This is a genomic window from Agromyces sp. SYSU T00194, assembly GCF_040496035.1.
Lineage (GTDB): Bacteria > Actinomycetota > Actinomycetes > Actinomycetales > Microbacteriaceae > Agromyces > Agromyces chitinivorans.
Genome location: NZ_JBEPJZ010000001.1, coordinates 2,400,157 through 2,425,328, shown reverse-complemented (window position 1 = coordinate 2,425,328; position 25,172 = coordinate 2,400,157). Strand labels below are relative to the sequence as shown.

General features: G+C 73.1%; 23 protein-coding genes. 8 read left to right on the top strand and 15 right to left on the bottom strand.

Annotated elements, in window-relative coordinates:
• Nucleotides 1-6 precede the first annotated feature (6 nt).
• Nucleotides 7-654, top strand: coding sequence for a response regulator (locus ABZK10_RS11395; protein WP_353809318.1), 648 nt, complete (start codon nucleotides 7-9; stop codon nucleotides 652-654).
• 39 nt (nucleotides 655-693) lie between these two features.
• On the opposite strand, the gene ABZK10_RS11390 is transcribed toward ABZK10_RS11395, so the two are convergent.
• From ABZK10_RS11390 to guaB1, 8 genes are all read right to left on the bottom strand, one after another.
• Nucleotides 694-1,974, bottom strand: a complete 1,281-nt coding sequence (locus ABZK10_RS11390; RefSeq protein ID WP_353809317.1) for an MFS transporter — start codon at nucleotides 1,972-1,974, stop codon at nucleotides 694-696.
• A gap of 79 nt (nucleotides 1,975-2,053) precedes the next feature.
• Nucleotides 2,054-2,356, bottom strand: coding sequence for a thiamine-binding protein (locus tag ABZK10_RS11385; protein WP_353809316.1), 303 nt, complete (start codon nucleotides 2,354-2,356; stop codon nucleotides 2,054-2,056).
• On the bottom strand, nucleotides 2,356-3,621 hold the full coding sequence (locus tag ABZK10_RS11380) for a glycosyltransferase 87 family protein (protein WP_353809315.1): 1,266 nt from the start codon (nucleotides 3,619-3,621) through the stop codon (nucleotides 2,356-2,358). Before ABZK10_RS11380 ends, ABZK10_RS11385 begins: the two co-directional genes overlap by 1 nt.
• A 10-nt stretch (nucleotides 3,622-3,631) precedes the next feature.
• Nucleotides 3,632-4,483, bottom strand: coding sequence for an ADP-dependent NAD(P)H-hydrate dehydratase (locus tag ABZK10_RS11375; RefSeq protein WP_353809314.1), 852 nt, complete (start codon nucleotides 4,481-4,483; stop codon nucleotides 3,632-3,634).
• 61 nt (nucleotides 4,484-4,544) lie between these two features.
• On the bottom strand, nucleotides 4,545-5,102 hold the full coding sequence (locus ABZK10_RS11370; protein ID WP_353809313.1) for an NUDIX domain-containing protein: 558 nt from the start codon (nucleotides 5,100-5,102) through the stop codon (nucleotides 4,545-4,547).
• Nucleotide 5,103: 1 nt separating this feature from the next.
• Nucleotides 5,104-6,141, bottom strand: a complete 1,038-nt coding sequence (locus ABZK10_RS11365; protein WP_353809312.1) for a hemolysin family protein — start codon at nucleotides 6,139-6,141, stop codon at nucleotides 5,104-5,106.
• Nucleotides 6,134-7,456 carry a hemolysin family protein gene (locus ABZK10_RS11360; protein WP_353809311.1) on the bottom strand — a complete coding sequence of 441 codons (1,323 nt, stop codon included), beginning with the start codon at nucleotides 7,454-7,456 and terminating at the stop codon, nucleotides 6,134-6,136. Before ABZK10_RS11360 ends, ABZK10_RS11365 begins: the two co-directional genes overlap by 8 nt.
• Before the next feature lie 172 nt (nucleotides 7,457-7,628).
• A complete protein-coding gene (guaB1, locus tag ABZK10_RS11355; protein ID WP_353809310.1) occupies nucleotides 7,629-9,068 on the bottom strand; it encodes a GMP reductase in 1,440 nt (479 codons plus the stop codon).
• Between the two features lie 191 nt (nucleotides 9,069-9,259).
• On the opposite strand from guaB1, the gene ABZK10_RS11350 reads away from it, so the two are divergent.
• Nucleotides 9,260-13,021: a multifunctional oxoglutarate decarboxylase/oxoglutarate dehydrogenase thiamine pyrophosphate-binding subunit/dihydrolipoyllysine-residue succinyltransferase subunit gene (locus ABZK10_RS11350; protein ID WP_353809309.1), complete on the top strand. Its 3,762-nt coding sequence runs from the start codon at nucleotides 9,260-9,262 to the stop codon at nucleotides 13,019-13,021.
• 90 nt (nucleotides 13,022-13,111) lie between these two features.
• Here the strand turns inward: ABZK10_RS11350 and ABZK10_RS11345 are convergent, their stop codons facing one another.
• The 3 genes from ABZK10_RS11345 to ABZK10_RS11335 all read right to left on the bottom strand — a co-directional run bounded on the left by ABZK10_RS11345 (nucleotide 13,112) and on the right by ABZK10_RS11335 (nucleotide 16,367).
• A complete protein-coding gene (locus ABZK10_RS11345) occupies nucleotides 13,112-15,385 on the bottom strand; it encodes an MMPL family transporter (RefSeq protein WP_353809308.1) in 2,274 nt (757 codons plus the stop codon).
• 83 nt (nucleotides 15,386-15,468) lie between these two features.
• Nucleotides 15,469-15,732, bottom strand: a complete 264-nt coding sequence (locus ABZK10_RS11340) for a zf-HC2 domain-containing protein (protein WP_353809307.1) — start codon at nucleotides 15,730-15,732, stop codon at nucleotides 15,469-15,471.
• Nucleotides 15,729-16,367 carry a sigma-70 family RNA polymerase sigma factor gene (locus tag ABZK10_RS11335; RefSeq protein ID WP_353809306.1) on the bottom strand — a complete coding sequence of 213 codons (639 nt, stop codon included), beginning with the start codon at nucleotides 16,365-16,367 and terminating at the stop codon, nucleotides 15,729-15,731. The genes ABZK10_RS11340 and ABZK10_RS11335 overlap by 4 nt, the downstream gene beginning before the upstream one ends.
• Before the next feature lie 109 nt (nucleotides 16,368-16,476).
• Here ABZK10_RS11335 and aroA point away from each other — a divergent pair, with 109 nt between their 5' ends.
• The 4 genes from aroA (at nucleotide 16,477) to bcp (ending at nucleotide 20,244) form a co-directional block, all read left to right on the top strand.
• Nucleotides 16,477-17,862, top strand: a complete 1,386-nt coding sequence (gene aroA / locus ABZK10_RS11330; RefSeq protein WP_353809305.1) for a 3-phosphoshikimate 1-carboxyvinyltransferase — start codon at nucleotides 16,477-16,479, stop codon at nucleotides 17,860-17,862.
• Nucleotides 17,859-18,923: a ribosome small subunit-dependent GTPase A gene (gene rsgA, locus ABZK10_RS11325; protein WP_353809304.1), complete on the top strand. Its 1,065-nt coding sequence runs from the start codon at nucleotides 17,859-17,861 to the stop codon at nucleotides 18,921-18,923. The genes aroA and rsgA overlap by 4 nt, the downstream gene beginning before the upstream one ends.
• An 80-nt stretch (nucleotides 18,924-19,003) precedes the next feature.
• Nucleotides 19,004-19,765 (top strand): GntR family transcriptional regulator, encoded by a 762-nt coding sequence (locus ABZK10_RS11320; protein ID WP_353809303.1) that lies wholly within the window; start codon nucleotides 19,004-19,006, stop codon nucleotides 19,763-19,765.
• Nucleotides 19,762-20,244 carry a thioredoxin-dependent thiol peroxidase gene (bcp, locus tag ABZK10_RS11315; protein ID WP_353809302.1) on the top strand — a complete coding sequence of 161 codons (483 nt, stop codon included), beginning with the start codon at nucleotides 19,762-19,764 and terminating at the stop codon, nucleotides 20,242-20,244. Before ABZK10_RS11320 ends, bcp begins: the two co-directional genes overlap by 4 nt.
• A gap of 120 nt (nucleotides 20,245-20,364) precedes the next feature.
• Here bcp and ABZK10_RS11310 read toward each other — a convergent pair whose 3' ends face one another.
• The gene (locus ABZK10_RS11310; RefSeq protein ID WP_353809301.1) at nucleotides 20,365-20,808 is read right to left on the bottom strand and encodes a hypothetical protein; all 444 of its coding nucleotides are present in this window, start codon (nucleotides 20,806-20,808) and stop codon (nucleotides 20,365-20,367) included.
• 203 nt (nucleotides 20,809-21,011) lie between these two features.
• Here ABZK10_RS11310 and ABZK10_RS11305 point away from each other — a divergent pair, with 203 nt between their 5' ends.
• Complete coding sequence (locus tag ABZK10_RS11305) at nucleotides 21,012-21,260, top strand: WhiB family transcriptional regulator (protein ID WP_353809300.1); 249 nt, start codon at nucleotides 21,012-21,014, stop codon at nucleotides 21,258-21,260.
• Between the two features lie 96 nt (nucleotides 21,261-21,356).
• Here the strand turns inward: ABZK10_RS11305 and ABZK10_RS11300 are convergent, their stop codons facing one another.
• From ABZK10_RS11300 to ABZK10_RS11290, 3 genes are read right to left on the bottom strand one after another with little or no spacing between them, the layout of a single operon-like run.
• Complete coding sequence (locus ABZK10_RS11300; RefSeq protein ID WP_353809299.1) at nucleotides 21,357-22,850, bottom strand: sensor histidine kinase; 1,494 nt, start codon at nucleotides 22,848-22,850, stop codon at nucleotides 21,357-21,359.
• 34 nt (nucleotides 22,851-22,884) lie between these two features.
• On the bottom strand, nucleotides 22,885-24,111 hold the full coding sequence (locus tag ABZK10_RS11295; protein ID WP_353809298.1) for a CpaE/TadZ family protein: 1,227 nt from the start codon (nucleotides 24,109-24,111) through the stop codon (nucleotides 22,885-22,887).
• A gap of 1 nt (nucleotide 24,112) precedes the next feature.
• Nucleotides 24,113-24,715 (bottom strand): hypothetical protein, encoded by a 603-nt coding sequence (locus tag ABZK10_RS11290; protein ID WP_353809297.1) that lies wholly within the window; start codon nucleotides 24,713-24,715, stop codon nucleotides 24,113-24,115.
• Nucleotides 24,716-24,870: 155 nt separating this feature from the next.
• Here ABZK10_RS11290 and ABZK10_RS11285 point away from each other — a divergent pair, with 155 nt between their 5' ends.
• The gene (locus ABZK10_RS11285) at nucleotides 24,871-25,161 is read left to right on the top strand and encodes a helix-turn-helix domain-containing protein (RefSeq protein ID WP_353809296.1); all 291 of its coding nucleotides are present in this window, start codon (nucleotides 24,871-24,873) and stop codon (nucleotides 25,159-25,161) included.
• The last annotated feature ends 11 nt before the right edge of the window (nucleotides 25,162-25,172 follow it).

Below are 25,172 nucleotides of genomic sequence, written 5' to 3'. Positions count from 1 at the left end.
GCGCTGATGCCGGAAGCCGAGACGATCCGACTCGCCGTCGTCGACGACCATCGGATGCTGCTCGGCGCGCTGAGCGACTGGATCCCCACCGCGGCGGACGACGTGGACCTGTGTGCGGCCGTGCCCTCCTGGCCCGAGCTGCTGGCGCATCCGGAGTTCCCGGTCGACGTGGTCCTGCTCGACCTCGACCTCAAGGACAACCTGCCGATCTCGCTGAAGATCTCGACGCTCAACACCACGGGCGTGCGCACCGTGCTCATGAGCGCCTACTCCGACCCGGCGGTCGTGCGTGAGGCGCTGCACGCCGGTGCGCTCGGGTACATCGTCAAGAACGAGCCGGTCGAGACCATCGTCGACGCGATCCGCGCCGCTCGCGCCGGCGAGTCGTTCATCTCGGCGGAGCTCGAGCCGGCGCTGGCCGACGACCGCGAGGGCCCGCGCCTGTCCGCGCAGGAACGCCGCGTGATGGCCCTCTACGGCGCCGGCGAACCGGTCAAGGCGGTGGCGTTCAAGCTCGGCATCTCCGAGGAGACCGCCAAGAGCTACCTCAAGCGCATCCGCGAGAAGTACCGCCTCGCCGGCTACGACGTCGGCACGAAGGTCGCGCTGCGCAAGCGCGCGATCGCCGACGGCATCCTCCTCCAGGGCGACTGACGCCGCCGGGCGGCACCGCGGGCTCCCGCCCCGGACGGGTCAGGCGGCGTCCTCGACGACCGAGACGGCCCCGGTGGCGTACGGCACCACCACGCCGCGTCGCTGCCAGGACCGGTCGACCGCCGCGCTGGCCAGCGTGAGCGCGAGTCCGACGACGGTGAACCCGACGCCGATCCAGATCGGCGACACGAACCCGAGGCCGGCGGCGATCGCCGCGCCGCCCGCGGCCGCGCCGAGGCTGTTGCCGACGTTCAGCGCCGAGTGGTTGAGTGCGGCCGCGATCGACTGGCTGTCTCCGGCGACGTCCATCAGCCGTGCCTGGATCACCGGCGAGAGCGCCGCCGCCGCGGCGGCCACCAGCATGGCGCCGACGATGAGCCCGGGAGCCCAGCCCGCGACGAGCCCCAGCAGGGCGAGGGCCGCGGCGAGCAGCACGAAGAACCCGCGCAGCGAGCGGCGCACGCTGCGGTCGGCGCTCCAGCCGCCGAGGAGGTTGCCGATCGTCATCCCGACGCCGACGACCATCAGGATCAGCGGGACCGACGATGCCGGCAGGCCCGCGACCTCCGTCGCGAGCGGGGCGATGTAGGTGTAGACCGCGAAGAAGCCGCCGAATCCGATGGACCCGATGCCGAGCGCGAACCACACCTGCACACGCCGGAACGCACCGAGCTCGCGGCGGATCGACGCCGCCCGGTCGCCCGGCTGCCACGGCACCGCGGCGGCGATGGCGACGAAGGTCAGCGCGAAGATCCCGGCGACGGCGAGGTAGGCGACGCGCCAGCCGGCCTGCTGGCCGAGCCAGGTGATGGCGGGCACGCCGACGACGTTCGCGATCGTGAGCCCCGACAGGACGAGCGCGACCCCTCGGGCGCGCTTGCCCGGCCCCATCAGGCTCGCCGCGACGAGCGACGCGATGCCGAAGTACGCCCCGTGCGGCACGGCCGCCACGAACCGTGCGACGAGGACGAGCCCGAACGTCGGCAGCAGCGCGGAGGCGACCGTGCCCAGTGTGAAGGCCGCGACGAGCCAGAGCAGCAGCTGCTTGCGCGGCCATCGGGCGGCGGCCGCGGCGATGGTGGGGGCACCGACCACGACGCCCAGCGCGTACGCCGAGATGAGCCAGCCCGCCTGGGCGATGGCCGCCTCCGGTGCCGTGGCGCTCAGCTCCGGCAGGAGGTCCGCGGCGAGCTCGGGCAGGAGCCCCATGGCGACGAACTCGGTCGCGCCGATGCCGAAGCCGCCCAGCGCGAGCGCGAGCAGGGCGAGTCGGGTGCGGGCCGGGGACAGGGTCGGCGCCGTGCGGTCGGGAGTCGTCACGGAGGGAGTCTACGAGAAGTCGAATCGATTCGACAAACTGGTCGGCGCAACCGGTCGAGACGTCGCGGAATCCCGCGACTCAGTCGCCCAGCGCGCGCTCCAGCCGCTCGAGCTTGCCGTCGAGCTCGCCCGCGTACCCCGGCCGGATGTCGGCCTTCAGCACGAGCGAGATGCGCGACCCGAAGGGTTCGACGGCCTCGGTCGCGCGACGGACGACGTCGAACACCTCGTCCCACTCCCCCTCGATCTCCGTGAACATCGAGGACGTGCGGTTCGGCAGGCCCGACTCCCGCACGATCTTCACGGCGGCCGCGACCGCGTCGTGCACGGATCCGTCCGCGCGACCGGTTCCGCTCGGCGCGACCGAGAATGCGACCAGCATCAGGTGACCTCCCCTGTCTTCCGCACCCCACTCTTCCACACGGCGCGCACGGCCCACGCGAGCACGACGACCTCCAGCACGACCTTGCCGGTGAGCGCGAGCACCAGCGCTGGGTCGGCCCCGGTGAGCCGGCTGTAGAGGTACGGGTACGTCACCTGCGTGAGGGCGGCGATCGCGGCGACGAGCACGGCCGGCACGGCGAATCGCGCCGGTCGCAGGCAGAGCCCCAGCACCACGGGTGCCGCGAGCCAGGTGACGAACTGGGGCGAGCCCACCTTGTTGCAGACCAGCAGCACGCTCACCAGCGCCAGTGACAGAGACGGGAACACGGCGCCGAACGCCGCCCCGCGGCGCACCGCGACGACGCCCACGACGAGCACGCCGGCGAGCGCCAGCGCCATCAGCGGCGTGAGCAGCTCGGCGATGAACGCGGTGCCCGGGCCCGACACCTGGAACGTGATGATCTGCGCGTCGAGGGCGATCTCCGAGCGCGTCGATCCGGCGGCGACCGCCCACAGCCAGGGCACCGCCGCAGGCGATTCGACCTGCAGGCCGCGATCGCCCTGCTCGGCGACGAACCCGAAGATCGTGCGGGCGCCGCCCGCGAGGATGCTCGCGACGATGACCGCGGCGGACACGGCGAGCGCGACCCACACGACCTCGAGTCGGCGGCGCGACGCCGTCACGAGCGCGAGGCCGAGCGCCACCGGCCAGACCTTGATCCACGTGGCGATCGCCAGCAGCGCCGCCGTCAGGCGCGGGCGCCCCGCCGCGACCAGCAGCGCGACGATCGCGACGGGCGCGGTCACCGAGTCGATGCGCCCGAGTGCGACCGGGCCGAGCAGTGCGAGGAATGCGAGCCACCACAGCGCGGCCGCGCGGCGCGTCGGCGACAGGCGGCGTCGCCCCAGCAGCATCGCGAACGCGAGCGCGTCGAGGAGGGCCACGATCGCCAACCACACCCCGAGGTAGCGCTCGGGCCCGAGCACGTACGCCGCCGCCATCGGCACGATCGCGAGGATCGGGTACACCCACGGCTCGTCGAGGCCGACGAGCGCCCCACCGTCGACGGCCCGCTCGATCCAGTCGTGGTAGACCCACGAGACATCCAGGAACGCACCGCCCGGGGCGAGCAGGCCGAACAGCACGATCGCGACGTGCACCGCCGCGAAGCCGGTCCAGAGCGCGATCCGCCATCCGCGGGAGCGACCGGCGTCAGACGCCTGCTGCGACCGCCGGTCCTCGAGACCGCGCTCCCCGACCATGCGCGCCAGCCTAGCGACGGCCGGCGAGCAGCTCCGAGAGCACCACGGGCACCGCCTCGGCGACGTCGAGCGCCACGATCGGCCCGCCGTCCGAGGCGCGACGCGCGGCGAGCCCGTGCACCGCCGCAGCGGTCGCCGCGAGCGGCGCGAGCACCGAGGCATCCGCCGCCAGCTCCTCGTGATGGGTCGCGAGCAGGGCGCCGAGGATGCCGCCGAGCACGTCTCCCGTGCCCGCCGCCGCGAGCCACGGCGTGCCGAGCGCGACGCGCAGGCGGGTCCCGCCCGGGTCCGCCACGTGCGTCACCGCACCCTTGAGCAGCACGACCGCGCCGGTCTCGGCCGCGGCGCGGACCGCCCACGCCGCAGGGTCGGCCGCGACGTCCGCGGTGGAGACCTCGACGTCCCGCGCGGCGAGCAGCGTCGCCAGCTCCCGGTGGTGCGGCGTGATGACGGTCGGACCGACGTGCGTGCCGACCAGGTCGAGCGCGCCGGCGTCGACCACGACCGGCAGTCCCGATGCGAGCGCGTTGCTGAGCTCGCCGATGAGCACGAACGTGCGCGCGTGCGGGTCGATGCCCGAGCCGATGAGCCAGGCCTGCACCCGGCCCTCGACGCCGACGGCCTCGGGCCGGCGGGCGAGCACCGTCTCCCGCACCGACCGGGGCCCGAGGTAGCGGATCATCCCGACGCCGGTGCGGGCCGCCGCCTCGACGCCGAGCACCGCAGCGCCCGGGTACTCGCGCGAGCCGGTGCGCACACCGAGCACCCCGCGCCGGTACTTGTCGTCGGATGCCTCCGGAACCGCGATCCACCGCGCCGCGTCGTCCGCCGTCCAGTCGCGCCAGCCGTCGTCCACGTCCATGCGCCCACGATAGGTCGCCGGCAGCGGGTGCGCGAGGCCCCGCCGGACGGCGGGTCGCGGATCAGCGGAATCGGCCGAGGTGGATGCCCGCGAACGCCAGGGCGGCGATCGACTCGCCGTCGTCGATCGCGCCCGAGGCGATCATCGCCAGCGCCTCGCCGAACCCGACCCACCGCACGTCGGCGATCCCCTCCTCCTGCTGCGAGGCGCGCGCGTCGGCCGCGGGAGCGAGCCCGCGCGCCAGGAACACGTGCTCGGGGGCGTCCGCGATGCCGTTCAACGCGTCCATGCCGCCCAGGCGGGTCCACTCGGCCGCCGCGAGTCCCGTCTCCTCGGCGAGCTCGCGCTGCGCGGCGACCAGCGGGTCCTCGCCGTCGGAACCGCCGGCGGGCACCTCCCAGGACTGCTTCCCGGTCGGGTAGCGCGCGAGCGAGACCAGGCACACCCGCTCCGCCTCGTCGAGGGCGACCACGAAGACGGCCGGATGCCGCATCTCGACCACGCCGTACACGCCCCGGCCGTGCGGCCCCTCGACCTGGTCCTCGCGCACCCGGATCCAGCGGTTCTCGTACGCCACCCGCGACGCGAGCGTCCGCCACTGCGGGTCCCGGCCCGGCACGCTAGACCCGCCTCGTGGCGTCCTGCACCTCGCCGACGAGCTCCTCGATGATGTCCTCGAGGAACAGCACGCCCGTGGTCGCGCCCTCGGCGTCGAACGCGCGCGCCAGGTGCGAGCCGGTGCGGCGCATCGTCGCGAGTGCGTCCTCGAGGTCGGTGCCCGCGTAGATCGAGACCAGCTGGCGCACGAACTTGGTCGGGATCGGGTCGTCGAACTCGTCGTCGTCGAGCTCGATCACGTCCTTCAGGTGCACGTAGCCGGCCGGCTCGCCGTTCGCGTCGCAGATGACGTACCGCGAGAAGCCGCGACGGGCGACGGCGCGCTCGACGTCGCCGGGCGTCCCGTCGGGCCCGAGGCAGACCAGCTCGTCGAGCGGCAGCGCGATGTCGCTCACCACCTTGGTCGTGAACTCGAACACGCCGGTCAGGGTGCCGCTCGAGTCCTCCAGCACGCCCTCGCGCCGCGACTGGTCGACGATCGTCTGCACCTCCTCGAGCGTGAAGGTGCTCGTCGCCTCGTCCTTCGGCTCGACGCGGAACAGTCGCACCACGCCGTTCGCGGTCGCGTTCAGCGCCACGATCAGCGGGCGGAACACGCGCGCGGTGAACACCAGCGGCGGCGCCAGCAGCAGCACCGCCCGGTCGGGCATCGAGAAGGACAGGTTCTTCGGCACCATCTCGCCGAGCACCACGTGCAGGTACGAGACCAGCACGAGCGCGATCACGAACGCGATGACGCCGATGACCTCCTCCGACCACCCGGTGAGCGCCAGCGGCACCTCCAGCAGGTGGTGGATGGCGGGCTCCGAGACGTTCAGGATCAGCAGCGAGCAGATCGTGATGCCCAGCTGGCTCATCGCCAGCATGAGCGTGGCGTGCTCCATCGCCCAGAGCGCGGTCTTGGCGCGACGCAGGCCCTGCTCCGCGAGCGGCTCGATCTGCGAGCGTCGCGCGGAGATGACGGCGAACTCGGCGCCGACGAAGAAGGCGTTGCCGGCCAGCAGCACGACCAGCCAGGCGATTCCGGCCCAATCAGACATCGGCCGCCTCCTCCTCGGTCACGGGCGCGGTGCGCACGAAGCGCAGCCGGTCGATGCGCCGCCCGTCGAGGCGCACGACCTGCAGCGTGCCCTCGCCCGTCTCGATCTCGTCGCCCACCGCGGGCAGTCGTCCGAGCTCGCTCATGACGTACCCGCCGACGGTCTCGTACGGCCCGTCGTCGGGCACGCGGATGCCGGCGCGCTCGAGCAGTTCGTCGGGTCGGAGCAGGCCGGGGAACGTCACCGCGCCCGGCCGGCGCACGATGCCGGCACGAGAGCGGTCGTGCTCGTCGGACACCTCGCCGACGATCTCCTCGACGAGGTCCTCGAGCGTGGCCACGCCAGCGGTGCCGCCGTACTCGTCGACGACGACGGCCATCTGGTACCCGCGTCCCCGCAGCTCGCCGAGCAGCGCGTCCAGGCGCATCGTCTCGGGCACGCGCAGCCCGTCGGACTGCAGCGCCGAGACCGGCACGTCGGCCCGCCGCTCGCGCGGCACCGCGACGGCCTGCTTGACGTGCACGAGACCCACGACGTCGTCGACGTTCTCCTCGTGCACGGGGAACCTCGAGTAGCCCGTCTGCGAGGCGAGTTCGATCACGTCCGCCGCCGTGTCGGTGCGGGAGACGCTCGCGACGCGCGGCCGCGGGGTCATCACGTCGGCCGCGCTCAGGCGCGAGAAGCTCAGGGTGCGGCTGAGCAGCGTGGCGGTGTCCTTCTCGAGCATCCCCGCGCTCGCCGAGCGGCGCACGAGCGAGGACAGCTCCTCGGCCGACCGGGCGCCGGAGAGCTCCTCCTTGGGCTCGACGCCCATGAGGCGCAGCAGCGCGTTGGCGCTGCCGTTCAGCAGCCGGATGGCCGGCCCGAACACGGTCGTGAACGCCGTCTGGAACGGCATCACGAGCACCGCCGTCTGACGGGGCAGCGCGAGCGCGAAGTTCTTCGGCACGAGCTCGCCGATGATCATCGACAGGAGGGTGGCGACCACGATCGCGGTCGTCGCGCCGACCGGTCGCACGAGCGACTCGGGCACGCCGATCGCCTCGAGCGGGCCGGCGAGCAGCGAGCTGATCGCGGGCTCCATGGTGTAGCCGGTGAGCAGCGTCGTGATCGTGATGCCGAGCTGGGCGCTCGACAGGTGCGTCGACGTGATCTTCAGTGCGGCGATCGTGAGCCCGAGACGGGTCTCGCCGCGATCGCGGCGCGCCTCGAGGTCGGATCGGTCGAGGTTGACCAGCGCGAACTCGCTGGCGACGAACAAGCCCGTGCCGATCGTGAGCAGGAGTCCGAACGTGAGCAGGAGCCACTCAGGCATTCGCACCCGACCGATCGTTCACGGGCAGGGGTCTATGACCAGGGGAACTGGGACTGGAAGAAGGAGGGTCGTCCATCGTGGACGCAAGTATAACCGCGCGGCGCCGTGGATGCCCCGGGACGTCACACGATGGCAACGTGCGGCGCCGGCTCGCGGCATCCGCCCGCCGGCGCTACCAGCTGACCGGCAGCGCCTTGCCCTCCTCGTAGCCCGCCGCCGACTGGATGCCCACGAGCGCCCGCTCGTGGAACTCCGGCACGGTGTGCGCGCCCGCGTAGGTGAACGAGCTGCGCACGCCCGTGGTGATCATGTCGAGCAGGTCCTCGATCGACGGGCGCAGCGGGTCGAGCGAGATGCGCGACGACGAGATGCCCTCCGCGAACAGCTCCTTGCGGGCGAGCTCGTACGGCGAGAGCCGGTCGAAGCGCTCGCGCACGGCCTTGGTCGAGGCCATGCCCCAGCTCTCCTTGTACCAGCCGCCGGACGCGTCGGTGCGGAGCCGCCCGGGCGCCTCCAGCGTGCCCGCGAACCAGGAGCCGATCATCACCGAGGCGGCGCCCGCGGCGAGCGCGAGCGCGACGTCGCGCGGGTAGCGCACCCCGCCGTCGGCCCACACCCGCGCGCCGGCGGCCGCGGCCGCGGCCGCGGTCTCGAGCACCGCGGAGAACTGGGGCCGACCGACGGCCGTCATCATGCGCGTCGTGCACATCGCGCCGGGTCCGACGCCGACCTTCACGATGTCGGCGCCCGCGCCGACGAGGTCCGCGACCGCCGTCTCCGTGACGACGTTGCCCGCCGCGAGCGTCACGTCGATGCCCGCCTCGCGCACGGTGCGGATGGCGCGGACCATCCCCTCCTGGTGCCCGTGCGCCGTGTCGACCACGAGCACGTCGACGCCGGCGGCGACCAGCGCGCGGGCCTTGCCGGCCACGTCGCCGTTGATGCCGATCGCGGCCGCGACCTTCAGGCGCCCCTGCGCGTCGAGCGTCGGCGAGTAGATGGTGCCGCGCAGCGCGCTGCGCCGGCTGAGCGTGCCGACGACGGCTCCGTGCCGCATGACGGGGGCGAACTCGAGGTCGGCGCCGGCCATGAGGTCGAACGCCGCGCGCGGCGACTCGACGTCCTCCGCGTCCAGCGCCGGGAGCGCGCCGTGCACCAGGTCGCCGAGGCGCGCGTCGTGCAGCGCGGAGGCGAGGCGCGTGGCGGGGATGCATCCGGCGTAGGCGCCCGCGTCGTCGTGCAGCACGACCCCGTGGCCGTCGACCGGGGCGACCACCTCGAGCGCGTCGGCGACCGTGGCGTCGGCGTCGAACGAGTACGGCGTGTCGAAGCGCGGCGACTGGTCCTTGACCCAGCGGATCGCCTCGTCGAGGTCCTGCAGGTGCATGTCCTGCGGCAGCACGCCGAGCCCGCCGCGACGGGCCAGGGTCGCGGCGAGGCGCGGCCCGGTGACCGAGTTCATGTTGGCCGAGACGATCGGCAGCGTGGCGCCGGTGCCGTCCTCGGGCGCGAGCGAGACGTCCAGCCGGCTGGCCACGTCCGACCGGCTGGGCACGAGGAAGACGTCCGAGTAGGTCAGGTCGTGGCTCGGCGCCGTGCGGTAGAACTCCATGCCCGCAACGCTAGTCCCTGCGGATGCTGCATCCTCAGGTTCCCACCGCGGATGCAGCCCGCTCCCGGGGAACGGGTTTAGGCTTGTCGCGGCGGGGTTCCGCGCCTGCACGCGTGCGCGACGCCCGTCTCGATCCGGCACTCCAGGGAGTGCTCCCCCCAGCAGCAGCGAAGAGAGTGGGCGAAGAAGCTGTGTCCAAGCAGTTGACCGGTGGTTCCGACCAGGCCACGTCGAACGAGTTCGGCGCGAACGAATGGCTCGTGGACGAGCTCTACGAGCAGTTCCGGGCGGACCGCGACTCGGTCGACAAGACCTGGTGGCCGATCCTCGAGAACTACCGCCCCGCCTCCGCGGAGGCTCCCGCCACCGTCTCGACGCCCGACCAGGCGACGGCCGCGAAGGCCGCCCCGCCCGCCTCGGCCGCACCGGCGCAGCCCGCTCCCGCCTCGCACCCCGTCACCGCGCCCACCCCGGTGATCGGCGCGCAGCCGCAGGCCCGCACGACCGCCCGGGCGCCGCGCCCCGAGCCGGTGCCCGCCGACGTGCCCGTCACCAGCCCGCAGACGGTCGTCGAGGGCGAGACCGAGAAGGTCGACGAGGTCGTCCCGCTCCGCGGCCTCCCGAAGACCCTCGCGGCCAACATGGACCAGAGCCTCACGGTGCCGACCGCGACGAGCGTGCGCACCGTCCCGGCGAAGCTGATGATCGACAACCGCATCGTCATCAACAACCACCTCCGCCGCGCCCGCGGCGGCAAGGTGTCGTTCACGCACCTCATCGGGTGGGCGCTGATCCAGGCGCTCAAGGAGTTCCCGAGCCAGAACGTCTTCTACGACGAGCGCGACGGCAAGCCCAGCCTCGTCAAGCCCGCCCACATCGGCCTCGGCATCGCGATCGACATCCCGAAGCCCGACGGCACCCGTGCCCTGCTCGTGCCCGCGATCAAGCGCGCCGAGACCATGACGTTCAACGAGTACCTCGCCGCCTACGAAGACCTGGTGCAGCGCGCCCGCAAGAACAAGCTCACCGCCGACGACTTCAAGGGCGCGACGATCTCGCTGACGAACCCCGGCGGCATCGGCACCGTGCACTCCGTGCCGCGCCTCATGAAGGGCCAGGGCTGCATCATCGGCGCCGGCGCGCTCGAGTACCCCGCCGAGTTCCAGGGCTCCAGCGACCGCACGCTCGCGAACCTCGCGATCGGCAAGACGATCACGCTGACCTCGACCTACGACCACCGCGTCATCCAGGGCGCGGGCTCCGGCGAGTTCCTGAAGACCGTGCACGAGCTGCTCATCGGCCAGCGCCGGTTCTACGAGGACATCTTCGCCGCGCTCCGCCTGCCGTACGACCCGATCCACTGGGCGCCCGACATCTCGGTCGACATCGCCAGCGCGATCGACAAGACCGCGCGCGTGCAGGAGCTCATCAACTCGTTCCGCGTCCGCGGCCACATGATGGCCGACATCGACCCGCTCGAGTACGTGCAGCGCTCGCACCCCGACCTCGACATCGCCAGCCACGGCCTGACCTTCTGGGACCTCGACCGCGAGTTCGTCACGGGCGAGTTCGGCGAGTCGCGCACGTCGCTGCTGCGCGACATCCTCGGCGTGCTCCGCGACTCGTACTGCCGCACGATCGGCATCGAGTACATGCACATCCAGGACCCCGAGCAGCGCAAGTGGATCCAGGGCAAGGTCGAGCGCAAGTACGAGAAGCCCACCCACGACGAGCAGATGCGCATCCTCGGCAAGCTCAACGAGGCCGAGGCGTTCGAGACCTTCCTGCAGACCAAGTACGTCGGCCAGAAGCGGTTCAGCCTCGAGGGCGGCGAGTCGATGATCGCCCTCCTCGACGAGATCCTGCAGGGCGCCGCCAAGCAGGGGCTCGACGAGGTCACGATCGGCATGGCCCACCGCGGCCGCCTCAACGTGCTCACGAACATCGCCGGCAAGACGTACGGGCAGATCTTCCGCGAGTTCGAGGGCACCCCCGACCCGCGCACCATCTCCGGCTCCGGCGACGTGAAGTACCACCTCGGCACCGAGGGCGTCTTCACGGCCGACAACGGCGAGGAGGTGCCCGTGTACCTCGCCGCCAACCCCTCGCACCTGGAGGCGGTCAACGGCGTGCTCGAGGGCATCACCCGCGCCAAGCAGGACCGCAAGCCCGCGGGCAGCTACGGCACCCTGCCGATCCTGGTGCACGGCGACGCGGCCATGGCGGGCCAGGGCGTCGTCTTCGAGACGCTGCAGATGTCGCAGCTGCGGGGGTACCGCACGGGCGGCACCGTCCACGTCGTCGCGAACAACCAGGTCGGCTTCACCACCGTGCCGGGCGACGCGCGCTCGTCGATCTACTCGACCGACGTCGCCAAGACCATCCAGGCGCCGATCTTCCACGTCAACGGCGACGACCCCGAGGCCGTCGTGCGCGTCGCCGAGCTCGCCTTCGAGTATCGCCAGCAGTTCCACCGCGACGTCGTGATCGACCTCGTCTGCTATCGCCGTCGCGGCCACAACGAGGGCGACGACCCGTCGATGACGCAGCCGCTCATGTACAACCTCATCGAGGCGAAGCGCTCCGTCCGCAAGCTCTACACCGAGGCGCTCGTCGGACGCGGCGACATCACCGAGGAGGAGTACCAGGCGGCGCACCGCGACTTCCAGGACCGCCTCGAGCGGGCCTTCCAGGAGACGCACGCCGCGCAGACCGCCTCCTCGCGCCCCGGCGGCGCCGACATCGAGCCCGCCACCGCGGCTCCGGCGACGACCGAGGCGCCGCCCACGGGCGAGCTCGAGACCACGGGGGTCTCCGAGCAGGTCGTGCACATGATCGGCGACGCCTTCAACAACCGCCCCGAGGGCTTCACGGTGCACCCGAAGCTCCAGCAGCTCCTGCAGAAGCGGCTCGACATGAGTCGCAACGGCAAGGTCGACTGGGCCTTCGGCGAGCTGCTCGCCCTCGGAACGCTGCTCGTGGAGGGCACCCCGGTGCGGTTCGCCGGCCAGGACGCCCGACGCGGCACGTTCGTGCAGCGCCACTCGGTGTTCCACGACCGGGTGAACGGCCAGGAGTGGCTGCCGCTGCTGAACCTCAGCGACAACCAGGCCCGGTTCTGGATCTACGACTCGCTGCTCTCCGAGTACGCCGCCATGGCGTTCGAGTACGGCTACTCGGTGGAGCGCAAGGACGCCCTCGTGCTCTGGGAGGCCCAGTTCGGCGACTTCGCCAACGGCGCCCAGACCGTGATCGACGAGTTCATCTCCTCGGCCGAGCAGAAGTGGGGCCAGCGCTCGAGCGTCGTGCTGCTGCTGCCGCACGGCTACGAGGGTCAGGGGCCCGACCATTCGTCGGCCCGCATCGAGCGGTACCTGCAGCTGTGCGCCGAGGACAACATGACCGTCGCGCGCCCGTCGACGCCGGCGTCGTACTTCCACCTGCTGCGCCGTCAGGCGTACCAGCGTCCGCGGCGCCCCCTCGTCGTGTTCACGCCGAAGGCGATGCTGCGACTGCGCGGTGCGACCAGCGAGGTGGCCGACTTCACGAGCGGCCGGTTCGAGCCGGTGATCGACGACGCGACCGTCACCGACCGCGCCGCGGTGCGCCGCGTGGTGTTCATGGCGGGCAAGCTGTACTACGACCTCGCCGCCGAGCTCGCCAAGCACCCGAACCCCGAGGTAGCGCTGGTGCGCCTCGAGCAGTACTACCCGCTGCCCGCCGAGCGCCTCGCCGAGGTCGCCGCCTCCTACCCGAACGCCGAGCTGGTCTGGGCGCAGGACGAGCCGGAGAACCAGGGCGCCTGGCCGTTCTTCGCGATCGAGACCGGCAAGATCTGGGACCGCCCGGTCACGGTCGTCTCCCGCGCCGCCTCGGCCTCCCCCGCCACCGGATCGGCGAAGGTGCACGCCCAGGAGCAGACCGACCTGGTGTCGCGCGCGCTGTCGCTGTAGCGACCCCGACCCCGCACGACGCAGCGAGCCGGTCCGACCCCGTGGGTCGGACCGGCTCGTCGTCTGCGTGCCGGCGCGAGGCGCCGACGCTCAGCGCGCGGCGGGCGCCTCGGCGGTCGCGGGCTCGACCCCGGGTGCCTCGATGCTCGCGGCATCCGCCGCATCGTGCCCGCCGACGTGCCGCCCGTCGTGGGCGCGGCCCAGGCGCGACGGCCACCAGATGGCCGGGCCGATGTCGTAGGCGAGGGCCGGCACCAGGAGCGTGCGCACCAGGAACGTGTCCAGCAGCACGCCGAAGGCGACGATGAACGCGATCTGGGCGAGGAACAGGATGGGGATGACGCCGAGCGCGGCGAACGTCGCGGCGAGCACCAGACCGGCCGACGTGATGACGCCGGCGGTGAGCACGAGGCCGCGCAGGATCCCCGGCTGGGTGCCGTGCACGACCGACTCCTCCCGCACCCGGGTCATGAGGAAGATGTTGTAGTCGACGCCCAGTGCGACCAGGAAGACGAAGCCGAAGAGCGGCACGGACGGGTCGGCGCCGTCCCAGCCGAACACGGTGTCGAAGACCACCGCCGAGACCCCGAGGGCGGCACCGAACGAGAGCACGACGCTCGCGATCAGCAGCACCGGCGCGAGGATCGACCGCAGCAGCAGCATCAGGATCACGAGGATGGCGCCGAGCACGAGCGGGATGATGAGCGTGCGGTCGGCGATCGCCGCCTCGTTGGTGTCGAGGGCGGTGGCCGTCGTCCCCCCGACGAGCGCGTCGGTCGACACCGCGTCGAGCGCGTCGCGCAGCTCGGCGACCGTGGCCTCCGCGGCGAGCGAGTCGGCCGGATCGGTGAGCGTCGCCTGCAGCAGCACCTCGCCGTCCACCACGTCGGGCTCCGGGACGGGCGTGCCGGGAGGGCCGAGCGGCTGGATGCCGTCCTCGGTCACGGGCGCCTGACCCGACGGCGAGTCGGCGGCGAGCACGGCGACCGAGTCGACGCCGTCGACGGCGAGTGCGACCTCGGCCATCGCCTGCAGGTCGCCCTCCGGACCGATGATGACCGCGGGCGTGCCGGAACCGGCCGGGAAGTGCTCGCCGAGCAGTTCCTGGCCGTCGCGCGCCTGCGACTCGCCCAGCACGAACTCGCTCGACGGCACGCCGTCGGCCTCGAGCTGCAGCAGGCCGAGGGACATGACGCCGAGCAGCACGGTCGACACGATCCACACCCAGCGCGGCCGGCGCGACACGAGGCGGCTCACCGAGCCCCAGAATCCCGTCGCACCGCTGCCGATCTGGTCGGGGTCGTCGGAGACCGCGCGCGGGCGGCGCGGCCAGAACGCCACCCGTCCCGCCCAGAGCAGCAGCGCAGGCAGGAGCGTGAGGGCCGCGAGCAGCGCGCAGACGATGCCGATCGCCGCGACCGGACCGAGCGACTTGTTGGAGTTCAGCTCGCTGACGAGCAGGATCAGCAGGCCCGCGATCACGGTGCCGCCGGAGGCGACGATCGGCTCCCACGATCCGCGCAGCGCCGCCCAGGTGGCGGCCCACTTCGTCGGCTCGGTCGCGAGCGTCTCGCGGTACCTGGCGATGTACAGCAGCGCGTAGTCGGTCGCGGCGCCGATGACGAGGATGAACAGGATTCCCTGCGTCTGCCCGGTGAGCAGCAGGATGTCGGCGGCCGCGAGCGAGACCACGACCAGGACCGACGTGCAGAGTGCGGTGAGGCTCGTGAACAGCACGATGAGCGGCAGCAGGGGCGACCGGTAGACGATGATCAGGATCACGAACACCGCGGCGAACGCGACGGCGATGAGCAGGCCGTCGATGCCGGCGAAGGCGCCGGACAGGTCGGCGGTGAAGCCGGCGGGCCCCGTGACCGCGACGGTCACGCCGTCGATCGGCTCATCGGCGAGGAGATCGCGCAGTTCGGCGACCGCCTCGGTGCCCTCCTCCCCCGAGACGACCGGCACCACGACCTGCGCGGCCTCGCCGTCGTCGGAGACGATGACCGGCGAGGCGCCCTCGGCGTCGACGCCCGCGACGTCGACGAACGCGTCGCGCTGGTCGTCGATCGCTGCGAGCTGCGCATCGCTCAGCGCGCCGTCGGCCGCGTAGACGACGATCGCGGGGATCACGTCGTCGTCGCGGAACGCCGACTGGAGTTCGGTGACCTCGGTCGCCTCCGCGCTCGCGGGCAGGAACTGCGTCTGGTCGTTGGTGGACACGTCGGAGAGGCGGCCGAACGAGGCGCCGCCCAGGCCGAACGCGGCGAACCACACCAGCACGAGCACCGACGGGATCAGCACGCGCAGCCAGGTGGGCACGCGGGTGCGGGAGCGGGGTGCGGGGGTCGTCTGCTCGTTCATCGCTAACTAGGTTAGCGAATTTTCGGATGTGCGGAATCGCCATGTGGGCGAAACGCCCCGAACCGGTGCCGCGACCTCGGGGTTCAGGCGTCCACGGCGGGCACGGCGTGCCCGGACTGGAGGTCGCGGATGCGCGCCAGCACCTGGTCGCGGATGTGCTCCGGCGCCTGCTCGCGGCACGCCCGCTTCACGGCGTCCGTCAGCACCTGTCCCACCCGGAGCTCGCTCGAGCAGTCGGCGCAGTGCGCCATGTGCTCGCGGATGTCGGCGGCATCCTCCTTGCAGAGCTCGTCGTGCAGGTACTCCTCGAGCTCGGCCTTCGCCTTGTCGCAGCCGCAGTCGCTCATCGCTTCCTCCCGGTACGCGGTGCCGCCGGCTGCACGGCGAATCCGCGTTCGCCCGCGTAGTCGGCCAGGAGCTCGCGAAGCATCCGCCTGCCCCGGTGCAGTCGGCTCATCACGGTCCCGATGGGTGTGTGCATCATGTCGGCGATCTCCTGGTAGGAGAACCCCTCGACGTCCGCGAAGTAGACCGCCAGCCGGAAGTCCTCCGGCAGCGACTGCAACGCGTCCTTGACCGCGCTGTCGGGCAGGTGGTCGATCGCCTCGGCCTCCGCGGAACGGCTCGAACGGGCGGTCGTCGACTCCGCCCCGCCCAGCTGCCAGTCCTCGAGGTCGTCGATGGCCGACTGGAAGGGCTCGCGCTGCTTCTTGCGGTACGTGTTGATGTAGGTGTTGGTGAGGATGCGGTACAGCCACGCCTTGAGGTTGGTGCCCTGCGTGAACTGGCCGAACGCCGCATACGCCTTGGCGAACGTCTCCTGGACGAGGTCCTGCGCGTCCGCGGGGTTCTTGGTCATGCGCAGGGCTGCGCCGTAGAGCTGGTCGAGGAACGGGAGGGCCTGCTCCTCGAAGAGCGCCCCCAGGTCCGCCTCGGCCGGCTGGGCGCCCTGGGCGCCACCGGAGGTGTCGGATGCTGCCATCGGGCGCCATCCTACGGGCTCCGCCTGTACGTCCACGGAACGCGGCTCCACCAGCACCGTCACGCGCACGCCCCTTCCTCGACTCCGCCACCGACTACCCTGATAACCGATGCAGATCTCCCGGTATTCCGCGCCCGAGTTCGACCCCTACGGGGACGACGATCCTCAGCGCGCCGGCGACGGATCCTGGGCGGCACCGGTCGCGACGGGCCCGCTCGCGGCCACGCTCCGGGTTCCGGGCTCGAAGTCGCTCACGAACCGCGAGCTCGTGCTCGCCGCGCTCGCCGACGGGCCCGGGCTGCTCCGGGCGCCACTGGTCTCGCGCGACACCGACCTCATGGTCGAGGGACTGCGGGCCCTCGGTGTCCGCATCGAGACCCGGCCCGGCGACGGCGGCTTCGGCGACGACCTGCTCGTGACCCCCGCCGAGGAGCTCCTGGGCTCCACCACGATCGACTGCGGGCTGGCGGGCACCGTCATGCGCTTCCTCCCGCCGGTCGCCGCGCTCGCGCTCGGCCCCACGACGTTCGACGGCGACGAGGCCGCCCGCCGTCGCCCAATGGGCGGCATCATCGAGGGCCTCCGGGGGCTGGGCGTCGACCTCGACGACGACGGGCGCGGGGCGCTGCCGTTCACCGTGCACGGCACCGGCCGGGTCGGCGGCGGGGAGCTCGCGATCGACGCGTCCGCCTCCAGCCAGTTCGTCTCGGGACTCCTGCTCGCCGCGGCGCGCTTCGACGACGGGCTGCGGCTGCACCACACCGGCGACCGGCTGCCGAGCATGCCGCACATCGAGATGACCGTCGAGGCGCTGGCCGCACGCGGCGTGCCGGTCGCGCGACCGGAGACCGGCACCTGGGTCGTGCGGCCCGGTCCGATCGCCGCACGAGACGTCGACATCGAACCCGACCTCTCCAACGCCGCCCCGTTCCTCTGCGCCGCGGTCGCGGCCGGCGGCTCGGTGACGATCGCGGGCTGGCCCGACGACACCACGCAGGTCGGAGCGCAGCTCGTCGACCTCCTCCCGCGGTTCGGCGCCCGCGTGCACCGCGACGGCGATCGGGTGACCGTCACCGGCGGCGACGCGATCCGCGGGGTGCGCCTCGACCTCGGCGAGGCCGGAGAGCTCGTCCCCAACCTCGCCGCCCTGGCCGCCCTCGCCGAGGAGCCGAGCGAGTTCACGGGCATCGGGCACATCCGCCACCACGAGACCGACCGGATCGCCGCGCTCGCGACGGAGTTCCGGGCGCTCGGCGGCGACGTGACCGAACTCGACGACGGGCTGCGGTTCACGCCGGCCCCGCTGCACGGGGCCCCCTGGCGCGCGTACGCGGACCACCGCATGGCCACGACCGGCGCGATCGTCGGGCTGCGCGTGCCCGGCGTGCGGGTCGACGACATCGGCACGACCGCCAAGACCCTGCCGCAGTTCCCGGAGCTGTGGGCGCGCATGCTCGAGGACGGACCCGCACCGCGAGCCGACGGAGCCGCATGAGCTGGTGGGACACGGACGACGACGAGGACGACGAGTACGACCTCGACGAGTCCGATGTCCGGGTGCGTCCGAATCCCAAGGCGAACCGGCCACGCACCAAGGTGCGACCCGACCACGCCGACGCCGTCGTCGGGCACGTGCTGGGCGTGGACCGGGGCCGCTACGCGGTGCTCGTCGACGCGGACGGCGACCACGAGCACGAGGCCACCGCGACCCGGGCCCGCGAGCTGCGGCGCACCGCGATCGCCACCGGTGACGCGGTCGACCTCGTCGGCGACACGAGCGGCGACGAGGGCTCGCTCGCGCGCATCGTGCGCGTCCGCGATCGCAGCACCCTGCTCCGACGCTCGGCCGACGACACCGACCGCGTCGAGCGGGTCATCGTCGCCAATGCCGACCAGCTGCTCATCGTGGTCGCCGCGGCGAACCCGGAGCCGCGCACGCGCCTCGTCGACCGCTACCTCGTGGCGGCCTACGACGCGGGCATCCGCCCCCTGCTGTGCGTGACCAAGGCCGACCTGGCGGACCCGGCCCCGTTCCTCGCGAACTTCGCGGGCCTGGAGATCCCCACCTTCACCAGCCGGCGGGACGCGATGCCCGTGGCGGAGATCGCCACCGCGCTGGTCGGGCACCGCACGGTGCTCGTCGGCCACTCGGGCGTGGGCAAGTCGACGCTCGTCAACGCGCTCGTTCCCAGCGCCGACCGTGCCACCGGGCACGTCAACGAGGTCACCGGCCGCGGACGCCACACGTCGTCGTCGACCGTCTCCCTCCGCATCGAGACCGGCCCCGGCACCGCCATCGGCGGCGAGCCGGGTCGCGGCTGGGTCATCGACACGCCCGGCATCCGCTCCTTCGGCCTCGGCCACGTCGACCCCGACAACATCCTGCGCTCGTTCACCGACCTCGCGACGATCGCCGAGCGCTGCCCCCGCGGCTGCACGCACCTGCCCGACGCCCCGGACTGCGCGCTCGCGGAGGCGGTGGCGGCGGGCGAGCTCGGCGATGCCGGGCGCACGCGCCTGGACTCGCTGCAACGGCTGCTCGCCACCTTCTCCTGACGCCCACGGGTTCACGACCCGTTCACCGCCCGTTCAGCGGGCGTCGCCGGGCGTTCTCCCGCCGCCGCTACGGTCGCAGCGTGGCGGACGCGAGCGGGGACGACGATCGGGTGCGCACCGCGCTGCTCCGGAGCATCCGCCGCGGTACCTGGGAGGTCGGCAGCCGCCTGCCGAGCGAGTCGGAGCTGTGCGCGAGCCTCGACGCCGGCCGCGGCCAGCTGCGCCGCGTGCTCGCCGGGCTGCGCGCCGACGGCATCGTCTCCGGGGGTCGCGGACGCCCGCCCGTGGTGCGCAGCACCGTGCCCGTGCGGGCCTTCGAGACGTTCGTGCCCTTCTCCCGCTGGGCCGAGTCGATCGGCCAGGTGCCGGGTCAGCGCACCCTGGAGGTGGTGCGCCGACCCGCCCTCGAACGCGAGGCGCGCATGCTCGGCATCGCCGTCGAGACGCCCGTGGTCGCGGTCACCCGCGTGCGCTCGCTGGACGACCGGCCCGCGATGCTCGAGCGCTCGTGCTTCCCCCTCGAGGCGGGTCGCACGCTCCTGCACGCCGACCTCGACCAGGGGTCGGTCCACGACCGGCTCATCGCCGCCGGCGTGCGACTGGTCACCGCCCGCCACCTGATCGACGCCGTCGCCGCCCGGGGCCTCGAGGCCGAGACGCTCGGCGTGGAGACCGGCTCGCCGATCCTGCGGGAACGGCGCGTCGTGCGCGACCACCGCGGAGTCGCCGTCGAGTTCGCCGACGAGCGCTACCGCCCCGAGGCCGCCCGGTTCTCGATCGAGCACCCGGTCGTCGCGTCGGCGTCGGAGCCCGACGCCGACTCGCCTACGATGGACGCATGACCGACGCCGTCCGACTCGCGCCCGGGGACCTCGCTCCCGACTTCACCCTCGACGACCAGGCCGGTACCCCGGTCACCCTGTCGGACCTCCGCGGCGAGCGGGTCGTGCTCTACTTCTACCCCGCCGCCATGACGCCGGGCTGCACCACCGAGGCGTGCGACTTCCGCGACAGCCTCGCGTCGCTGTCCGCCGCCGGCGTCCGCGTCGTCGGCGTGTCGAAGGACGACGTGCCGGCACTCGCGGAGTTCGCCGAGCGCGACGGGCTCACCTTCCCCCTGCTCAGCGACCCCGACCACGCGGTGCAGGAGGCGTACGGCGCCTGGGGCGAGAAGCAGAACTACGGACGCACCGTCCTGGGTTCCATCCGCTCGACGTTCGTGATCGACGCCGAGGGTCGCATCGAGACGGCCATGTACAACGTCAAGGCCACCGGTCACGTGGCGCGCGTGCGCCGCGAGCTCGGCGTCGACGCCGCGTAGCGGCGGTCCACGCCCGACGCCGCGTAGCGGCGGTCCACGCCCGACGCCGCGTAGCGGCGGTCCACGCCCGACGCCGCGTCGCGGCGGTCCGCTCCACGCCCGACGCCGCGTCGCGGCGTGTCAGTCCGCGCCGGCGACCACGGGCCGCGCGAAGCAGGCCGCGACCGCCGGCACGAGCAGCAGGACGATCACGACCAGCGCCGGCGCGAGCAGCGCCCAGCCCACGTCGGGCCGCGCGAACAGCCCCTGGAACGCGCCGACCGCGACCGCCAGCTGCAGCAGCTGCCAGGTGATGGCCCCGCCGCGCGACCACGGGGCGCGACGCACCGCGGCTGCGGCGATCGCGACGACCCAGATGGCGCCGATCGCGGCGACCACGGTGAGCGCGAGCCCGCTCGCGAGCGTCGACGGTTCGTCGACGAGCAGTTCCAGCACGAGCCAGGCCGTCACGCCGACCATCAGCAGCGCCTCGGCGACGAGCAGCACGATGACGACGGCGAGCGCAGCGCGAACGCCCGGCGACGGTGCGGCGGTCCCGGACCCCGGGTCCTGTTCGGTATTCACAGCGATATCCCATGCACGACTATTGATCTGCACTACACACTATGCGACCATTTACAGGGCCGAGTTGATGCTCACAGGGACGTGAGCCGGTCGCATTCGATCCTACTTTCCTGCGACTCGGCCTTCCCCCACCTGCAGCACCGCCGTCACGGCAGCGTTCGACGCGAGTTGCTGCGCCCGGCAACAGCAAGGAGCACCCCCCGATGGATTGGCGCGACAAGGCCGCCTGCCTGACCGCAGACCCCGAACTCTTCTTCCCGGTCGGCAACACCGGCCCTGCGGTCGACCAGATCGAGAAGGCCAAGGCCGTCTGCGGCCGTTGCACCGTCACCGAGCTCTGCCTGCAGTACGCCCTCGAGACCGGCCAGGACTCGGGCGTCTGGGGCGGCCTCAGCGAGGACGAGCGTCGCGCCCTCAAGCGTCGCGCCGCACGCGCCCGCCGCGCCTCCTGACCCCCGCCGGCTCGCGCCGGCAGACCCGCGCCCGCCGCATCCGCGGCGGGCGTCGTCATGTGCGGGCGACCGCCGGGCGGGTACCGGGCGCTCGGGTCACGACTGCGTGATCCAGCGCATCGGCACCGAGATCGTGACCTCCGTGCCGGTGCCCACCACGGTGTGCCAGTCGATCGTGCCGCCCAGCTCGCCCTGGATGAGGGTGCGCACGATCTGCGTTCCGAGCCCCTCGCCGACCTTCCCCTCGGGCAGGCCGGAGCCGGTGTCGCGCACCTCGACCGTGAGGGTGTCGCTCGTGCGTTCCGCGGTGATCTCCACGTCGCCCTCCTGCCCGGCGAGCCCGTGCTCGACGGCGTTCGTGACGAGTTCCGTGAGCGCGAGCGCGAGGGGCGTCGCGTACGCGCTCGGGAGGACCCCGAACGTGCCCGTCCGCTTCGGGTGGGCCGTCGTGTTGTGCGCGGCCGCGACCTCGGCGACGAGCAGCAGCGCACGGTCGAACACCTGGTCGAAGTCGACGTTCTGGCTGAGGCCCTCCGAGAGGGTGTCGTGCACGACCGCGATCGCGCCGACCCGCCGCATCGCCTGGGTGAGCGCGCTGCGCGCCTCCTCGGAGTGGGTGCGCCGCGCCTGGATGCGCAGCAGCGACGCGACGGTCTGGAGGTTGTTCTTCACCCGGTGGTGGATCTCGCGGATCGTCGCGTCCTTGGTGATGAGCTCCTGCTCCTGGTGCCGCATCTCGGTGACGTCGCGGCAGAGCACGATCGCGCCGACCCGCTCCCCCCGGTGCCGGATCGGAATCGCCCGGAGCGTGACCGTCACGCCCTTCGACTCGATGTCGGTGCGCCACGGCGCCCGGCCGGTGACGACCAGGGGCAGCGACTCGTCCACCTCGAGGCGGCCCGCGAGCAGCCGGGTGGTCACCTCGGCCAGCGACTCCGATTCGAGCTCCTCGGCGAAGCCCATGCGGTAGAACGCGGAGAGCGCATTGGGGCTGGCGAAGGTGGTCACCCCGTCGACGTCGAGGCGGATCAGCCCGTCGGATGCGCGGGGGGCGCCTCGCCGCGGGCCGGACGGCGCGCCGAGGTCGGGGAAGTCCCCGGACGCGATCATCGCGAACAGCTCGTCGGCGCAGTCGTTGAAGGTGAGCTCCTGGCGGCTCGGCGTGCGCGACTGGCTGAGGTTGGAGTGCCGGGTGAGTACCGCGATGGGGCGCTCGGTCACCTCGGGGCCGGTCGTCTGGAGCCGCCGCTTCACGGGCACGGCGCGCATGCGCGTGGGCATCTCCTCGTACCAGTCGAGGGCCGAGGAGTCGACCACCGTTCCGGTGTCGTACGCGCGCGTGACGAGGTCGCGCCAGTCGTCCTTCACGGGCTGGCCGACGAAGTCGCGGTAGAACAGCGTCGCCGCGCCCGACGGCCGGGCGTGCGCGACCGCGACGAACGGGGCGTCCGCGCCGGGGGCCCAGAGCACGATGTCGGCGAACGCGAGGTCCGCCAGGAGTTGCAGGTCGCCCACCAGCATGTGCAGCCAGTCGAGGTCCTCCTCGCTGCTGCGGCCCTGGGCGAGAACGAGGTCACTGAGCGTCGACACGATCCCCAGCGTACTTCGCGCGCGCGGCGACGCCTCACACGCGCGCGGGGGTGCGCCGGCCCCGCCGCGGTGACGCCGCGGTCGCCGTACCCGGGAGGACCCGCTCGGCGAGGCCGGCGACGGCCGACGCCAGGGCCGACCGCGGGGCGGCCTCGGCGACGGGCCGTGCGGCGAGCAGTGCCGCGTCGGCCGCGCGCCGGTCGTCGGGGAGGAGCGTCGCGTCGGCGATGCCGGCGAGCCGGTGCAGCGCGTGCCGGACCTGCCCGCCGGCGTCCACGCCGAGCACGGAGCCTCGCACCCGGTTCACCACCGGGTGCACGCGCGACGCGTCGGTGCACTCGAGCAGGTCCGCGTACCCGCGCACGAGCCGCGACAGTCCGACGGCGTCCGCCTGGCCCACTGCCACGGTGCGGTCCGCGACCTCGATCGCCGCGACCGTCGCGGCATTGCGCCGCGGCGCGAACACGTCGGTCGAGAGCTCCTCGTCGCGCTCGAGGCAGAACCCCGTGTCGACCACGACCACCTCCGCCCATCCGCGGAGGGCGTCGAGCACGGATGCGACGCGGTCGGCGGCGAGCTCCGGCCAGCGCCGCGTCCCCGCGAGCCCCGTGAGCACGCGGAACGATCCGCCCGCGGCCGTGTGGCGCTGCGCGAGGCGGTCGAGTTCCGCGCGGTCGAGGGCGTCGGATGCCGCGAGCCGGCACGCCGCCGCGAAGCCCGGTGCCGCGTCGAGCAGGCCGAGACGCGGGGCGACCGCTCCCCCGTACGCATCGGCGTCCACGAGCACGACCGACCGGTCGCGGCGCGCGAACGCCGCCGCCAGCTCGACCGCGAGCGTGGTGCGGCCGGGCGCGCCGGTCGGCCCCCAGACCGAGATCACCGTGCCGCGCGGGCGGGCGCCGTGCGCCTCCTCGTCGGGCGGTGGCGCCTGCCCCAGCACGAGCGCCTCGATCTCCGGCCACGCCGCGCCGGCGTCGGCGACCTCGAGCAGGCCGATGTGCCGGGCGTGGTGGCGTTCGAGGTCGTTCGCGGCCAGCGCCACCACCCGCACGCCCCGGGCATCGCACTCGGCGAGCAGCTCGCGGCCCAGCGTCGCCCGCCCGGCTCCCACCAGCACCACCTCGGGCGCGAGGGCGTCGAGCGACCCGAGGAGCTCGTGGGCGCTGACGAGGCGCGCGACGACGACGTGGCCGTGGTCGATCACGTCGGCGAGCAGGCGGTCCTCGATCTCGTGGCCGAGCACCAGCGCGATGCGCGCCACCTCAGCCGGCCCCGCCGGCGCGAGCGACGACCAGGTGCATGGCGTCGCCGGCCGAGATCGCGGCGAGCACCGCGGGCACGTCGGCCCGCGGTATCGCGAGCTCGACCGCCGGCGCCGCCTCGAGTCCGCCCATGGCCGCGTCGTCGCGCTGCACGGCCTGCACGACCGCCCGCGGCACGAGCACCGCCGGCGGCCCCCAGGCGCCCCGCTCGACGGGTGCCGCGGCCCACAGGTCGACGGGGGTGCCCGCGGCGATCGCCGCGGGCAGCGGCGCGACCGGCGTCACGACGACGGTCGCGAGGGCATCGGCCGCGACGTCGCCGAGCGCGGCCGCGGGCACGAGCTCGCCCGCGCGGACGGTGGTGAGCACGATGCGCTCGCCGTCCTCCTCGACGCCGAGGTAGTGCCCCGCGCTCGGCCCCAGCCGGACGTCCACGACGGCGAGCTCGTCGAGGCGCACCGTGGTGCCGGGGGCCAGCGTCTCGGGCGCGGCGTAGACGCGCGTGGTCCGGTCGAGCGCGTCCACGAGCAGCCAGCTGCCGAGCGCCGACCCGAGCACGAGCAGCACCCCCACGACCAGCCGCACGTCCGTCGCGCGCCGCACGCGCACGCTCCCGCCATCCGCTCCCGCACCGGCCACCGACCGCCTCCCATCCGCCGCCCCGCGCGCGGCGGACCCATCGTGACCGAACATGTGAGGTCGCCGTGAAGTTATCCACACGAGATCACGCTCCGAGACCGTCCCGCCATAATCGACACATGGCCAGCTCGGGTGGGGAATCGGTCGGGCGTTTTCTGACGCTCGGCGACGTGGCGGAGACCTTGCGGATCTCCGTCTCCGAGGCGTCCGATCTCGTACGGTCCGGCGAACTGCCGGCGATCCGCATCACGAGCGCCGGCGTCTGGCGGGTCGAGCGCGACGTGCTCGAGTCGTACATCGAGGCGAAGTACGAGGAGGCTCGACGCCTCAACCTCTGGCTGCAGTCCGACTTCGCGAACATCCCCGAGCTGTCGGGGGGACGCGTCATCCGCGAGGCGCACCGCAGCTGACGGTGCCGCCC

Excerpts from the sequence above, each read along its gene's own strand:
- ABZK10_RS11395 (WP_353809318.1), top strand. The coding sequence starts at position 7 with ATGCCGGAAGCCGAGACGATCCGACTCGCCGTCGTCGACGACCATCGG.
- ABZK10_RS11385 (WP_353809316.1), bottom strand. The coding sequence starts at position 2,356 with ATGCTGGTCGCATTCTCGGTCGCGCCGAGCGGAACCGGTCGCGCGGAC.
- ABZK10_RS11380 (WP_353809315.1), bottom strand. The coding sequence starts at position 3,621 with ATGGTCGGGGAGCGCGGTCTCGAGGACCGGCGGTCGCAGCAGGCGTCT.
- ABZK10_RS11375 (WP_353809314.1), bottom strand. The coding sequence starts at position 4,483 with ATGGACGTGGACGACGGCTGGCGCGACTGGACGGCGGACGACGCGGCG.
- ABZK10_RS11365 (WP_353809312.1), bottom strand. The coding sequence starts at position 6,141 with ATGTCTGATTGGGCCGGAATCGCCTGGCTGGTCGTGCTGCTGGCCGGC.
- ABZK10_RS11360 (WP_353809311.1), bottom strand. The coding sequence starts at position 7,456 with ATGCCTGAGTGGCTCCTGCTCACGTTCGGACTCCTGCTCACGATCGGC.
- guaB1 (WP_353809310.1), bottom strand. The coding sequence starts at position 9,068 with ATGGAGTTCTACCGCACGGCGCCGAGCCACGACCTGACCTACTCGGAC.
- ABZK10_RS11345 (WP_353809308.1), bottom strand. The coding sequence starts at position 15,385 with ATGAACGAGCAGACGACCCCCGCACCCCGCTCCCGCACCCGCGTGCCC.
- ABZK10_RS11340 (WP_353809307.1), bottom strand. The coding sequence starts at position 15,732 with ATGAGCGACTGCGGCTGCGACAAGGCGAAGGCCGAGCTCGAGGAGTAC.
- ABZK10_RS11335 (WP_353809306.1), bottom strand. The coding sequence starts at position 16,367 with ATGGCAGCATCCGACACCTCCGGTGGCGCCCAGGGCGCCCAGCCGGCC.
- aroA (WP_353809305.1), top strand. The coding sequence starts at position 16,477 with ATGCAGATCTCCCGGTATTCCGCGCCCGAGTTCGACCCCTACGGGGAC.
- rsgA (WP_353809304.1), top strand. The coding sequence starts at position 17,859 with ATGAGCTGGTGGGACACGGACGACGACGAGGACGACGAGTACGACCTC.
- bcp (WP_353809302.1), top strand. The coding sequence starts at position 19,762 with ATGACCGACGCCGTCCGACTCGCGCCCGGGGACCTCGCTCCCGACTTC.
- ABZK10_RS11305 (WP_353809300.1), top strand. The coding sequence starts at position 21,012 with ATGGATTGGCGCGACAAGGCCGCCTGCCTGACCGCAGACCCCGAACTC.
- ABZK10_RS11285 (WP_353809296.1), top strand. The coding sequence starts at position 24,871 with ATGGCCAGCTCGGGTGGGGAATCGGTCGGGCGTTTTCTGACGCTCGGC.